11 protein-coding genes are annotated in these 14106 nt (G+C 39.8%); 7 read left to right on the top strand and 4 right to left on the bottom strand.

The window, feature by feature from the left end; all coding sequences use genetic code 11:
* Window positions 1–26: 26 nt before the first annotated feature.
* The 3 genes from I6E70_RS13050 to I6E70_RS13040 form a co-directional block, all read right to left on the bottom strand.
* Window positions 27–740 (bottom strand): YebC/PmpR family DNA-binding transcriptional regulator, encoded by a 714-nt coding sequence (locus I6E70_RS13050; protein ID WP_010555049.1) that lies wholly within the window; start codon window positions 738–740, stop codon window positions 27–29.
* A gap of 258 nt (window positions 741–998) precedes the next feature.
* Window positions 999–3077: a M13 family metallopeptidase gene (locus tag I6E70_RS13045; RefSeq protein WP_197188874.1), complete on the bottom strand. Its 2079-nt coding sequence runs from the start codon at window positions 3075–3077 to the stop codon at window positions 999–1001.
* Between the two features lie 240 nt (window positions 3078–3317).
* Window positions 3318–5096 (bottom strand): ABCB family ABC transporter ATP-binding protein/permease, encoded by a 1779-nt coding sequence (locus I6E70_RS13040; protein WP_169060169.1) that lies wholly within the window; start codon window positions 5094–5096, stop codon window positions 3318–3320.
* A gap of 108 nt (window positions 5097–5204) precedes the next feature.
* On the opposite strand from I6E70_RS13040, the gene I6E70_RS13035 reads away from it, so the two are divergent.
* From I6E70_RS13035 to I6E70_RS13015, 5 genes are all read left to right on the top strand, one after another.
* Entirely contained in the window at window positions 5205–5666 is a 462-nt protein-coding gene (locus tag I6E70_RS13035; RefSeq protein ID WP_008134047.1) for a hypothetical protein, read from the top strand.
* Between the two features lie 108 nt (window positions 5667–5774).
* Window positions 5775–7613 (top strand): protein translocase subunit SecD, encoded by a 1839-nt coding sequence (gene secD, locus I6E70_RS13030; RefSeq protein ID WP_197188873.1) that lies wholly within the window; start codon window positions 5775–5777, stop codon window positions 7611–7613.
* On the top strand, window positions 7606–8541 hold the full coding sequence (secF, locus tag I6E70_RS13025) for a protein translocase subunit SecF (protein WP_197183925.1): 936 nt from the start codon (window positions 7606–7608) through the stop codon (window positions 8539–8541). Before secD ends, secF begins: the two co-directional genes overlap by 8 nt.
* A 181-nt stretch (window positions 8542–8722) precedes the next feature.
* Window positions 8723–9199, top strand: a complete 477-nt coding sequence (locus I6E70_RS13020; protein ID WP_007582643.1) for a GreA/GreB family elongation factor — start codon at window positions 8723–8725, stop codon at window positions 9197–9199.
* 248 nt (window positions 9200–9447) lie between these two features.
* The gene (locus I6E70_RS13015) at window positions 9448–10830 is read left to right on the top strand and encodes a hypothetical protein (RefSeq protein ID WP_197188872.1); all 1383 of its coding nucleotides are present in this window, start codon (window positions 9448–9450) and stop codon (window positions 10828–10830) included.
* A gap of 124 nt (window positions 10831–10954) precedes the next feature.
* On the opposite strand, the gene I6E70_RS13010 is transcribed toward I6E70_RS13015, so the two are convergent.
* The gene (locus I6E70_RS13010; protein WP_197188871.1) at window positions 10955–11293 is read right to left on the bottom strand and encodes a zinc ribbon domain-containing protein YjdM; all 339 of its coding nucleotides are present in this window, start codon (window positions 11291–11293) and stop codon (window positions 10955–10957) included.
* Between the two features lie 293 nt (window positions 11294–11586).
* Here I6E70_RS13010 and I6E70_RS13005 point away from each other — a divergent pair, with 293 nt between their 5' ends.
* Window positions 11587–12981, top strand: coding sequence for a RimK family protein (locus tag I6E70_RS13005; protein ID WP_197188870.1), 1395 nt, complete (start codon window positions 11587–11589; stop codon window positions 12979–12981).
* A 4-nt stretch (window positions 12982–12985) separates the two neighbouring features.
* Complete coding sequence (locus I6E70_RS13000; RefSeq protein WP_197188869.1) at window positions 12986–14098, top strand: GNAT family N-acetyltransferase/peptidase C39 family protein; 1113 nt, start codon at window positions 12986–12988, stop codon at window positions 14096–14098.
* The last annotated feature ends 8 nt before the right edge of the window (window positions 14099–14106 follow it).

Here is a 14106-nt window from a genome sequence, read left to right as displayed (position 1 = left end):
GTCGTTCTAACTTACTAAATCGTTCTTTAGAATTGCGCGTTATGGTAAACGTTTTGTACGTCGTCGCAATCTTCTAACATGGCTAAAAAGCGTTCCATAACTTCAACGTCTTCGCCCTCAATCGGCGTTTCAATTTGTGGCACAAAGCTAATTAGGTCTTCGTCAAATTCAGTCACGCCCATTTCTTCAAGCGCTGTACGTGTGTTGTTGTACTCTGTGTGAGGAGCAAAAACAGTGACTTTACCGTCATCTACTTCTACGTCAGTTACATCAACATCAGCCATCATTAATGCTTCAAGTACTGCTTCGTCGTCATCACCGTCAAATACAAAAATAGCAAGGTGATCAAATAAATGTGAAACAGAGTTTTGAGCGCCAATTTTAGCATTTGCTTTGGTAAAACAAACACGTACATCAGCAAAGGTACGCTTGTTGTTGTCTGTTAAACAATCAACAATAATCATACAGTTACCTGGGCCGTAACCTTCGTAACGTGTTGCTGAGTAGTCTTCGCCGCCGCCACCTTTTGCTTTGTCGATTGCGCGGTCAATAACGTGTGCTGGTACTTGGTCTTTTTTAGCGCGTTCAATTAAACGACGTAATGATAAGTTACCATCTGGATCTACACCGCCGTTTTTAGCACAAATATAAATTTCTTTGCCGTACTTAGAATAAACTTTAGTTTTAGCACCCGCAGTCTTAGCCATTGAATCTTTTTTGTTTTGGTAAGCTCTTCCCATCTGCGTTTCGCCTTAATATATGTAAATAATAGAATAAAATTATAATGCGTATTCTAAAGGTAAATGCATTCAAGGGCTAGTAAGTATTAAAGCCGATTAAAACTGTAGCGTTTAAAGTCCATCTAAAGTGCATTTTAGTGAGGGAATTATCGAGGGATTTTGACGTTGGAATGATATCTATTATTGTAAATTTAACTCAATAAAAAAGGCAACCTGTATAACAGGTTGCCTTACTAAGTAATAAAAAGTAAGTATTACCTACCAAATACGTACACGTTCATCTTCAGGAAGGTATAACGCGTCGCCTGGTTTTACATCAAACGCTTTGTACCATGCATCGTGGTTACGCGGCGCTTGTGCTCTAAAGCGACCTGGGGCATGTGTGCCACCACGCAGTTGGTTAAGCATGCTTTGCTCAGTACGTTTTTCTTTCCATACTTGTGCCCACGCCAGGAAGAAGCGCTGATCGCCAGTAACGCCGTCAATAACAGGCGCTTCTTTACCATTTAAACTTAGCTTGTAAGCGTGATAAGCCATCGACAAACCACCCACATCACCAATATTTTCGCCAAGGCTATTGCGACCATTAACAAAATTACCTTCAATTGGCTCGTATTTACTGTACTGCGCAGCCAGTTGATCGGCTTTTTTGTCAAATGCAGCGCGGTCAGCATCAGTCCACCAATTACGTTGCACACCGTTTTCGTCTGATTTTGAACCCTGATCGTCAAATCCATGACCCATTTCGTGACCAATTACAGCGCCAATACCGCCATAGTTTACAGCCGGATCGGCATTTGGATCGAAAAACGGCGGTTGTAATATCGCAGCCGGAAATACAATTTCATTAAACGAGCTATTGTAGTAAGCGTTTACGCGTTGTGGCGTCATGCCCCAGCGGTTACGGTCTGTTTTTTGTAGCTCTTTTTCAACACTTTCTGCGTGGAAAAACTCACGCATGTTTTTCACATTACCAATCAAATCGTTTTTAGTAATGCTTAAACCTTCATAAGACTGCCAAACATCGGGGTAACCAATTTTTGGTACAAATGCAGCCAGCTTAGCGCGCGCATTTACTTTAGTTGCATCGCCCATCCATTCTAGATTATCAATACGTTCACCAAGGGCTGTACGAAGGTTTTCAACCAGCTCTGACATTTGTTGTTTTGATGACTCAGGGAAGTAACGCGCTACGTATATTTTACCAATAGCAAAACCAAGCGAACTTGTGCCCGACATTTCACTTATTGCACGTTTCCAACGAGGGCGAGGCTCTTGCTGTCCGTTTAGTTCTTTACCAAAAAAAGCAAAGTTAGTATTAAATACGTCTTCTGATAGTAAACCTGCGTTACCGCTAATAGCGTGATACGTTAGGTAGTCTTTCCATACTGCAATATCTTCTTGATTGATTAGCTCAATCATCGCTTTTATTGGTTCAGGCTGAGATACATTTAACTGAGGTACTTTATAACCTGTTTGCGCAAAATATAAATCCCAGTTAAAGCCAGGATAAGCAGTGCTTAAATCGGCACGTTCAACTTGGTTTAGAGTTAAATCGCGATTACGGCGCTTTTCGCGAGGCCAGTGACCTTGTGCAATTTTGGTTTCAAGATCAACAATTGCTTGAGCGCGCTCAGCGGTATTTTCGACTCCTGTAAACTCAAGCATGTCAGCAATGTGAGCAACGTAAGCTGCTCGGGTTTTTACAAAGCGCTCAGCGTCTTCAAGGTAGTAAGAGCGATCTGGTAAGCCTAAACCACCAGCACCTAGTGACATTTCATATTTGTTAGGGTCTAGGCGATTAAACCACATACCGCCGCCAAAAGGGGCTTTATTACCGGTTAACCAAGACTTACCAAACATCTCAGCTAAATCGTCAGTTGACGATATATCACTAATTTCACTTAACAATGGCTTGATAGGCGCTACACCTAGTTTATTAAGTGTTTCGGTATCCATATAGGCATTGTAAAAATCAGCAACGAGTCTTTCTTCTGCGTTTAAATCTTTACGTGCGGCTATTTCTTCAATAATAGCTTTAACATCGTCTTCACTGCGCTCAGCTAATCCTGAAAATGCACCGTAGCGGGTTTTATCTGCAGGCATTACGTAGTTGTCATACCACGTGCCACTGGCATACATAAAAAAATCATCGCCTGGTTTAACGGCTTCGTTACGTGCTGTTAAGTCAACACCAAAACTACCTAACTCTGCTTTTTCTGTTACTGCTGCAGTGGCTACTTTAGATTGTTGCTCGTCTGTTTTTGTTGTTTGCGGCTCTGAACAACCGGTAATAAATGTGGCAGCTAATGCTGCGGCAATTAAACTCTTTTTCATTACTTACTCCTGAGTATCACTGATTGAATTAAAGCAGCAGTGAATCATTTTTATTGTTACGAATATTTAACTTATCGATTGTTATTGATATTAATCATACAAACAAACCTTTTGAGGTGAATCACCACAGTGCTCGATAAAACTAATATAGAGGAAAAGAGAAAGGCTAATAGGTGCTATAAAAGCTTTATTTAGCTCGAATACTTGAAAGTATCCGAGCTAAGAGGGGTTACACACTATTTATTTTTTATGCTGAAGCTCCCACATACGGGCATATTCTCCGGCGAATGTAAGTAACTCATCGTGCTTACCTTGTTCAATAATTTGTCCGGCTTTGAGCACAATAATAGTGTCTGCATCGGTAATAGTAGAAAGGCGATGGGCAATAACAATACTCGTATGGTTACTAGCAACTTCACGCATTGCCGCGAGTATTGCTTGCTCAGAATGAGAGTCGAGTGCAGATGTTGCTTCATCAAAAATTAAAATAGGGGATTTTTTCAAAATGGCGCGCGCAATAGCAATACGCTGTTTTTCGCCGCCGGATACTTTTAAACCACGCTCGCCAACCAGCGTTTTATCGCCTTTATCAAGTGTTGCTATAAAGTCTTTTAAATGCGCCATTGCAATGGCTTCGTCAATTTCAGCATCGCTTGCTGATGGTCTACCGTAAGCGATATTTTCACGAATGGTGGTGTTAAACAGCACGGTGTCTTGCGGCACAATAGCAATGGCTTTTCGTAAACTATTAAGTGTTACTGAGTTTATTGCTTGATTATCGATACTAATTTCACCGGCGCTTACATCATAAAAACGATAAAGCAGTCGCGCTAATGAGCTTTTACCAGCTCCGCTGGCACCAACAATGGCTACTTTGCTGCCTGCTTTAACGCTAAAGCTAAGGTTATTAAGAATAGGGCGATGGGTATCGTAACTAAAATTTACATTATTAAATGTTATTTCACCTTGGCTAATATTGAGCTCTTTAGCATTAAGTGCATCGGTTATTTGTGGTTTTTTGTTAAGTAGCCCAAGCATGTTTTCAAGGTCGGTTAGGGCGCGTCTTATTTCGCGGTACACAAAACCTAAAAAGTTAAGTGGTAAAAATAGCTGAATCATATACGCGTTAATCATCACAAGTTCACCAATAGAGAGTGTACCTGCAACTACCTCGGTTGAGCCCAACCACATTAAAGCGGTAATAGCACAAGCGATAATAAGTGCTTGGCCTGAGTTAAGAGCGAGCAACGACATTCTATTTTTTAAACGGGCTTTTTCCCAGTTTGCTAAAAAGGTGTCGTACGTTTTTGCTTCAAACTGCTCATTATTAAAATACTTTACAGTTTCATAATTAAGTAGGCTGTCTATGGCGCGGGTATTACTTTGATTGTCGGCAGCATTTGCTTCTCTAATAAAGCGGTTTCTCCACTGAGTAACCACCACAGTAAAGGTAATATAAATAGCAACTGCCAGTAATGTAATAAGCGCAAACCAAACAGAAAACAACGTGCCAAAAATAATAGCGACAGTTAGTATTTCAAATAAGGTAGGCACAATATTAAACATTAAAAAGCGCATTAAAAAGCTTAACCCGCTAGTACCGCGCTCTATATCACGGCTTATACCACCAGTTTGCCTGTCTAAATGAAAGGCAAGCTCAAGCGAATGTAAATGCTTAAATACCTTTAAACCAATATCGCGCATGGCGTGTTCGGTAACGCGAGAAAATACAGCATCTCTTATTTCACCTAAAAACACGCTAGCAAAACGCAGCGCGCCGTACATCAATAATAATAAAGCAGGAATAACTAACAATGGGTTAATCGACTTATCTACAGAGTCTATTATTTCTTTAAGTGCCCAAGGCATTAAAAGCGTGGCACCTTTTGCGCCTATAAGCGCCATAAGTGCAATAAAAACACGGCCTTTAAATTTTGTAAGGTAGGGCCAAAGCGTTTTTACACTTTGGCGTAAATTCATGGCGTCTGGTCGTTTTTCACTGCTTTGTCTGGGGCGCATTAAAAGTCTCAGTAAAATTAAATTAGATAGTAAATAGCTAAGGGCTATTGTATTTCAAATACTAGCCCTTATATACTACGCATCCCTTATTTTAGTTTTAAAACGTGAATGTTTAAATTTAGAGTGTTTTTAACTGCCTTTTTGCTACTTGCTGCACTTTTTAGTGTGCAGAGCAATGCTATGGGCGCCTCACAAAATTTAAATATTACTGTTAGTACGCAGGTTTCGCTTACTGATATTGGCGATTTAACTAAAATACAGCCTATTAGTAAGTCTGTAGATACTTCGCAGCATAAAAAAACGCATCAAACCGATTTTGACGCGCACCAACCAAGGTTAACAGCCAATAATTCATCATTGTTTTTGCACACTGTTCAAAGTGAGCCAGAATACGATGTGGTTTTTGAATTTTTTGCTCAAAATCTTGTTAGGCATATATTCTTACGACCAAGAGCGATTAATCCTATACAGCCTTGGTATACGCTTGTAACTAATAGTAAAAAGTCGCGCTTGAGTGGCTGGAAAGACGTAAACTTACTCTACAGAGCTGTAACTACCTACCACGCTTAATTTTCCTTATTTAATTTTATTAGGTTTTAACTTTTAAAGTTTTAGCCTGCAGATTAATTGTGCTTTTAAAAAGTACGTTGCTAGCTTTGCTGGCAATAAGGATTCAACATGTTAAGTTTTAAAAAAGATAAAAAGCCGTCTACGGCTAAGTTCAAATTAAGCTATATAGCCATGCTAATTGTATTGGTTTTATTAGCTATCAGCGCATTACCAAACCTATATCCAAATAAATCGTGGTTGCACGTAAGTAGTACGCCGCACAGCGAAACGCAATCTTTACCGAGCACTAAAACGCTAGTTACTTTTTTAAATAACCAAGGGTTAGAGGTTGAGCAGGGTTTAGATAAGCAATCAACTATTAATGTACTTTTAAACGAGCCAACTAAAAGCGCTCAGGCGCAAGCGGCTATAAAAGCGCAGTACCCAAACACGCAAGTTAAAATTGTTGAGCATGCAACCAGCCCAACATGGTTACAAGATTTTGGTTTATCACCAATAAAGCTGGGCCTTGATTTAAATGGCGGTGTGCTATTTGTACTAGACGTAGATTTAGATAAAGCCGTTGATGAGCAATTAGTCAGTGCGTATCAACAAGCTAAATCAATTATTATTAAGCAAAAAGCACATGGCGTAAAAGCGCAGCAAACTCAGCAGGGGTTTGAAATAAACGCATTGCCTAATGCAACCGACAAGTTAACCCCAGTTATTGAAGAGCTACAAAGCCGATTTGCTAATTTAGCCGTTGTAACAAGCAATAACGGCAGCGTTAAAACTGCCAAATTTAGTTATTCGGAGCAAGGCCGCAGCAGCTTTGATAAAGAAGTAATGGGGCAAACACTTACAACCCTTCGTTCACGTATTGAAGAGTTAGGCATTACCGAAGCAGTAACACAGCGCCAAGGAAAGCACCGCATTCGTATAGAGCTACCAGGCGTGCAAGATCCAACCGAAGCAAAACGTATTATTGGTGCAACAGCATCGCTTGGTTTTTATCAATTAAAAGAAATTGGCGGGCAAACATTTAATATGCAATCGGGCGGAACCATAAAGCTCGATCCTGTGCCAATTTTTACAGGCGATCATATTAATAATGCAAACATAGGCCGCGACGATTGGGGTAAACCACTTGTACAACTAAGCCTAGACGGCCAAGGTGGCGATGCAATGTCGGCATTTTCAAAAGCCAATATTGGTAAGCCAATGGCGACGGTTTACTCTGAGTACTCTCAAAACGCTAAAGGCGAAGTAGTTAAAAAAAGCGAAGTTATTAACGTTGCCAATATTGCTCAGCATTTAAGTTCGCGTTTTAGTATTACCAACATGAAAAGCCAACAAGCTGCAGCCGACCTAGCATTGTTACTACGTGCAGGCTCGCTTACAGCACCCGTTACAATTGTGCACGAACAAACAATAGGGCCAAGCCTCGGCAGCGAAAATATTAGTAATGGCTTAGCAGCGCTTATGTTAGGCATGGGTATTACCCTTGCATTTATGGCGCTTTGGTATCGTCGTTTAGGCCTTATTGCAAACGTGGCACTTATATTAAATTTAACGTCGCTTGTGGGCTTAATGTCATTATTACCAGGGGTTGTGTTAACGCTGCCGGGTATCGCTGGCCTGGTGCTAACCATAGGTATGGCGGTAGACACTAACGTAATAATATTTGAACGTATTAAAGAAGAACGTCGCCAAGGCCGTGCACCATATCAAGCTATTCAAGAGGGTTATAAACAAGCCGCAAATACAATATTTGATGCCAATATAACCACTATGATCACCGCACTTATCTTATACGGCATAGGCTATGGGCCCGTTAAAGGTTTTGCCATTACACTCGCACTGGGGCTTTTAACGTCTGTATTTACAGGTGTGTACGTATCAAAAATATTAAGCCAAACGTTGTATTTAAAAATGGGTAAAAAAGCAGGAGAAAAAGCACATGCTTAATTATTTTTTGAAAGGTGAAAAGGGCACACGTTTACGCTTTATGGGTATGCTTTTAAGTGCCATTTTAGTGCTGCTATCCGTATTTACGCTTACGCAAAAAGGTCTAAATTTTGGCCTAGATTTTACCGGCGGTTATTTAACTGAGTTTACAACCAGCCAAAGTGTTGAACTAAAAGAGCTTCAATCGTTTATTGCTAAAAATCACAACGGTGAGTTTGAGCTAACCGCGCAAGGTAATAGTCATTTTCAATTAAGAGAAGCGCCAAGTGCATCAACAACAGCTAATAGCCTTGATTGGCAAAGCGCTGTTACACAAAACGATGATATAAACGCACAGGTATTATCGTCAGCTTATATTGGCTCACAAGTGGGCGATGAGTTATTTGATCAAGGCTGTTTAGCAATGTTTGCTGCAATGATTGCGGTAATGATTTACCTTGCAGTGCGTTTTGAATGGCGATTAGCCGTTGGCTCTGTGGTAGCGCTAGTGCACGATTTAATACTCGTACTTGGATTATTTTCACTATTACAAATTGAATTTAACCTAACCGTACTGGCAAGTTTACTGGCTATTATTGGTTACTCACTTAACGACTCAATAATAGTAGGGGATAGAGTACGCGAGCTTTTACGTGTTCAATCAAACAATGTACTTAGCCCAGCGACTATTATTAATAATGCGATTAAAAGTACGCTAACACGTACCTTAATAACTTCGGGTACCACACTTGCAACGGTTGCCAGCGTTTGGTTGCTTGCAGGTGCACCACTGCAAGGCTTTGCTATTGCATTATTTACCGGCATTGTAGTGGGTACGTTCTCGTCTATTTGTATAGCGGCAACCTTGCCGGAGCTATTGGGCTTAAGCGCTAAAAACTACGAAGTTAAAGTAGATGCCCACACGCAAACATTATTAGATATGCCATAAGGTTTTTAATAAAACACAAGCAAAGAGCTGCACCAACCAACAGCTCTTTACTTGTTTAATGCTTATTTAAACCCCGCAAGTATTCCTACCAAACTTGCGGGGTTTAAAACAATGGTTTTAAGCCTAGCAAAAATGTTAAACTAGCTGCCTTATTTTTACTGCCAGTATTGTATTAATCCCCATGAATAAAACCCACGTTATCGAACATCTTCGTTTTGCACTAGAAGCGCAGCTTACAACAGCAAAAGTAGCGGCAAAAACCGCGCACGACACCGCCACACATGAAGAAAACATAGCCGAAAATAAATACGATACCCTAGGGCTCGAAGCCGCTTATTTAGCACAAGGCCAAGCCCAGCGCGTAAACGATTGCTATAAAAGCATAGAATTGTTCGAACCTGCCTTTAACGAAAAACCTACCGACAAAATAGCTATCGGTTCGCTGGTGTGTTTAGAAGATGATAACGCAGCCCAAAAATGGTTTTATTTAGGCCCTGCAGCTGGTGGTTTAACAGTAAACGTTAAACAGCACGCAATTGCTGTTGTAACACCCGGCGCACCAATGGGTAAGCAGTTACTAAATAAACAGATTGATGATGAAATTACGTTAACAATTGCAGGTAAAGCCCACGAATATGTAGTGGTAGAGATTTTATAAAGCTTTGGTTTTTTAAGCGAAGCGCTATCCGACAAAGTTAATATTATCTCATACCATCATTAAAAGTCGTTTTGGCGTAAATCAGCAGAGTCAACTTTGATGCATAGGTAATCACTTGTTTACATCAGAGTTATTAAGTGAAATTATTGGCGTATTTAAGACACGCCACTTAGGTGTGTTCTAAATCACCAAAGTGATGTTTAATTGGCTGTCTAAGTTTTCGATAAATTACTTTAAGAGATATACTAATGGAAAAGGAAAAAATTGTTCTATTTCTAGGGCATGCAGATAGGGAAGGTGTAACTGCAAAATTGAAAGCAGTAGGTACGCGCTATAAACGAAAGATGCTTGAATCCACAACTGATAATTGGAAAACAATTATTAGCTTCTTTGACCAATATGAAGTGACTTCTGTAGTCGTAAAAATGACTAATACAGCGTTTGGTATTTTTGTAGCACCTCATTATGGTAGTTTAGTAAATGATCTATTAACTAGAGTATCAAAAGTTCCTAACCTGTTCTTGGCTCATGAATCTTTGATTACAGGTATAGACAGTTATGAACAAAATCAACGTGATCAAAAGCTGGATGACTTTGACCCTGATCTAGAACCTGAATACGAATATATGGACTCATTTTACGATGGTTTGTTCACACCCCCAGATTCAGATACAAGAACCTCGGTTATTTCATTACTAGAAAACTATGGATTAACATTAATACCTTATAAAAAAAATGTAGAGTTAAGTCTTTTAGCATCCTCGTTTATTGATCAAAATGAAAGTAACCTTATTTTTAGAATTTATATTCCTGCTGAAAGAATGTGGGCGAATGAAGCTGAAAAGTTATTATTGCTTTTTAGGGAATATTTACAAAAAGCTTCACATCTTGATGTGCGACAAGAGCAATACAGCACTAAACAGGGTGTAGTTCATGAATTTTATAGTGGTGACAGCATCGATCCTTCTATATTACCTAAAGAATTTGAGGAATTCTCTACGTTTATGGATACTTGTGTTTCTAACCCTGACAGCGCGTCAGCACTTTTAGTTTCAAAAAATATGAGTTCAATGGAAGTTATAAAAATTGTTGAAAGATACTCCAAAGAGGCAAGGCGTCTCCATATAGACTTAAAGCAAGAAAGGGAGATGAAAAGTTTAACCATTAAACACCGGCTAGAAAGTGAGTTGGGTGAATTTGTGCGCACAGATGAAGACTGGGCAAGTATTAATACTTTAGTAGATTCAGCTATTCCCAAGTTTAATGGTATTGATTCTGCCTTATTGATTGATAGAAGCTCTTTGATTCCAGTTCAGAATAACCTGACTGTAAATATCAAACCTCAAATAATTGAGTCTGTAAACGGAGTTGTCGCACAAGAAATCATTGGCGACCAGCACCTTGGTACGGATGCAAAGCAGCTTTTAGAGTTAATTGAAAAATTTGCAGATAAAAATAAAACTGAATTAGCCTCCGCGGTTCATGAATTAGTTGATGTTAGTTCTAAAAAAGAAGACCGTCTTAATGCAAAACAAAAATTAAAAGGTTTTCTATTAACTGCTGGTGGCAAAGCCGGTGAAGTTGCAACAGGTTTATTGCAAACTTTTATTGAAAATCAGATTGGTCTATAGAAAATAAGTCATTCAAGCAGGATAATGCTCTCCCCCCAGTTCAATGGCACCTCCTCATCACTTTGAGGAGGTTAGATAAAATAGTTTTAGCCGATAATTAGTATTGTATTGCTAAGTATTTATCTCAATTAGCCTTTTTCACAAACTTTGCTGTTACCATCATTTCGCCAATGCCATCTACTTTGCAATCTAGCTCGTGATCTTTTTTATCAAGCACTTTTCTAACTACCGCTTTGGTGCCCATTTTAATTACTTGCGAGCTGCCTTTAATTTTTAAATCTTTGGCTACGGTTACTTTGTCGCCATCATTAAGTAATGTGCCGTTGGCATCTTTAACTAAAATTGCGTCTTCATCGCTTGTATTATTAGGGTTCCACTCATGGGCGCACTCGGGGCAAACAAGCAATTGTTGGTCTTCGTAAACATATTCACATTGGCATTTTGGGCAAGCAGGCAGCGACATTTTTAACTCTCATAAGGTATTGTTTTGCGTATTTTAATCTGCGTTATTAGTTAATCAATATTTTTTATCTTCACGCTAAAAATATCTCGTTTGTGCGTTTTTAAAAAAGGGCATATAAAGCACATGTCGCTTAAGCAATTTAAGCGCTAACTCGTACAGTAGGTACCTGTTAAAGCACCCATCATATTAAGTGATACGCGCAATGCCCACTTAGTACGATGGGTGTTTCTATTTATAATGCTTAGTATTTTACTAAGCATGCTTTTTATATTTTGACTTAACTAGGAAAAGTCGTGTTTAAAACCTTAATTGTGGTTGATAACAACGAGCAAACGCTTGCTCAATCGTTCGAAAATGTAATTACGTTTAACACCTACTTACGTGATTACCCAAAACATAACGAACCAAAAACACGCATTATTAATCTGTGCGACTCAAGCCAATACTTGAGCAAAGGTTACTATTGCTCGTTACTTGCTGAGGCGCGCAAGCACCAAGTATTACCCAGTGTAAAAACCATTAATGCTCTTCGTAGTGGCCAAGCACCTATGTTAAATGTGGGCCAAATAGATGGCACACTTTACTTTGGTAATGCCCAAAACGATTTACAATCAAAAGCGGCAAAGTCGGTATTTAAACAATACCCAACGCCTATTTTATTTGTTGATGAGCAAGGCTTATTACAACAAGGCTCGATGTCGTCTTTAAACGAGCAGCAGTACAGCGAATTTGTAGCAAAGCTAGATAACTTTACTAAAACACAGTGGCGTATTAGTTCGGTACAACGTCGTTTTAGATGGGACATGGCAATACTTGTTGATCATAACGAAAAAGTACCACCGAGTGATAAAGACGCCATCGCACGTTTTATTAAAGCAGCGGCTAAACACGGTATTAATGCACAAGCATTAAGCTTTGACGAAATTGATAACATTGCCCAGTTTGATGCGTTATTTATTCGCCAAACTACAGCGATTGACCATCCAACGTATCGCCTTGCAAGCAAAGCGCAAAGCCTTGGTTTAGTGGTTATTGACGATGCTGAGTCTATTTTACGTTGTTGTAATAAAGTGTATTTACACGATGCGTTTAATTATCAAAAAGTGCCAAGTTTAAAAACGGTTGTAGTAGCTGATCAAGCAAATGAAACGCTTGAGCAATTAGAAGAAGCGTTTACGTATCCGCTTGTTTTAAAAATGCCTGAAGGGTCTTTTTCAAAAGGTGTGTTTAAAGTTTCAAACCGTGATGAGCTAGCAGCTAAGCTTACAGAGCTGTTTGAGTTTAGCGCATTAGTGCTTGCACAAGAGTACATGTATACCGAATACGATTGGCGAGTGGGTGTGTTAAATGGCCGTGCAATTTATGCATGCCGCTATTTAATGGCGCGTAACCATTGGCAAATTTATAACCACGACGCTAAACGGTTTTTCTCTGGTGGCTTTGAAACTCTACCAACCTTTGAGTTACCAAAAGCGGTGTTAGATGCAGCATTAAAAGCATGTAAAACAGTGGGTAGGGGTTTATATGGCGTAGATGTTAAAGAGCATCAAGGCAAAGCATACGTGCTTGAAGTAAACGATAACCCAAGTATTGATCACAAAGTAGAAGACGGCTATTTAGGCGATGAGCTATACATGATCATTATGGATGAGTTTAAACAACGCTTAGAAGCACGAGGCCGTGGGTAATAACATGAGCAACCTTGTTATTCGAAAGGCGCTTAGCAGTGATTTAAACGCACTGATTGACGTTGAAAACGCCTGCTTTAATAATGATAAATTGAGCCCGCGCAGTTTAAAGCGCTGGCTTAGTGCAAAACACGGTATTTTACTCGTTGCAGAAAGTGGCGAGCAAATATGCGGCTATGGGCTAGTATGGTGCCATAAAGGGACTCGCTTAGCGCGTTTATATTCGCTTGCTGTTTTACCAACTATGCAAGGTAAAGGCATTGCAAAAGCACTGCTTACTAGTCTAGAAAAAGAAACGTGTGAGCGGGCTCGTATTTACCTTCGTTTAGAAGTGGCTGTAAATAACGAAGGTGCGATTGGGCTTTATAAAAGCTTAGGCTACAGAGTGTTTGGTCAATACAGCGATTATTACGACGACCACAGTGACGCACTACGAATGCAAAAAAACATTCGACAAACAAGTGAGTTAAAAGTGGCGCGTTTAACGCCGTGGTATCAGCAAACAACTGAGTTTACGTGCGGACCTGCTGCGCTACTAATGGCAATGGGGGCACTTGAGCCAGCTACTGAGCTTAGCCAATCACATGAGCTGGCACTTTGGCGTGAAGGTACCACCATTTTTATGACATCGGGTCATGGTGGTTGCCACCCGTTTGGTTTGGCACTTGCCGCTCATAAGCGTGGTTTTAAAAGCGAGGTAATGGTTAATACCACCGAGCCTTTGTTTTTAGATGGCGTACGCAACGAAAACAAAAAAGTGGTACTTGCCACCGTGCATCAACAATTTGTAGATGGTATTGCACAAGCAAATATACCGCTTACACATAAAGATGTAGAGCTTGAGCATATTGAGCAGTGGTTAAGTAAAGGCTTTAGTGTGCTGTTATTAATTAGCACATATAGTTTTGATGGTAAAAAATCACCACATTGGGTGTGTGTTACGCACCTTGATGAGCATTGCGTGTATGTTCACGATCCGTTTTGTGAGCCCGGTAACGATAAACAGCTCGCAATAGATTGCCAGTATGTACCTATTGCACGAAGTGATTTTAGTAAAATGTCAGCGTTTGGTAGCCAACGTTTAAGAACGGCGGTGGCTATAGCTAATAAAATATAAGGTTAACA

This window comes from Pseudoalteromonas sp. NGC95, assembly GCF_015864705.1.
In the GTDB taxonomy this organism is placed as follows: domain Bacteria; phylum Pseudomonadota; class Gammaproteobacteria; order Enterobacterales; family Alteromonadaceae; genus Pseudoalteromonas; species Pseudoalteromonas arctica.
The sequence above is the reverse complement of the archived record's forward strand: the minus strand, read 5'-3'. Positions and strand labels throughout refer to the sequence as shown.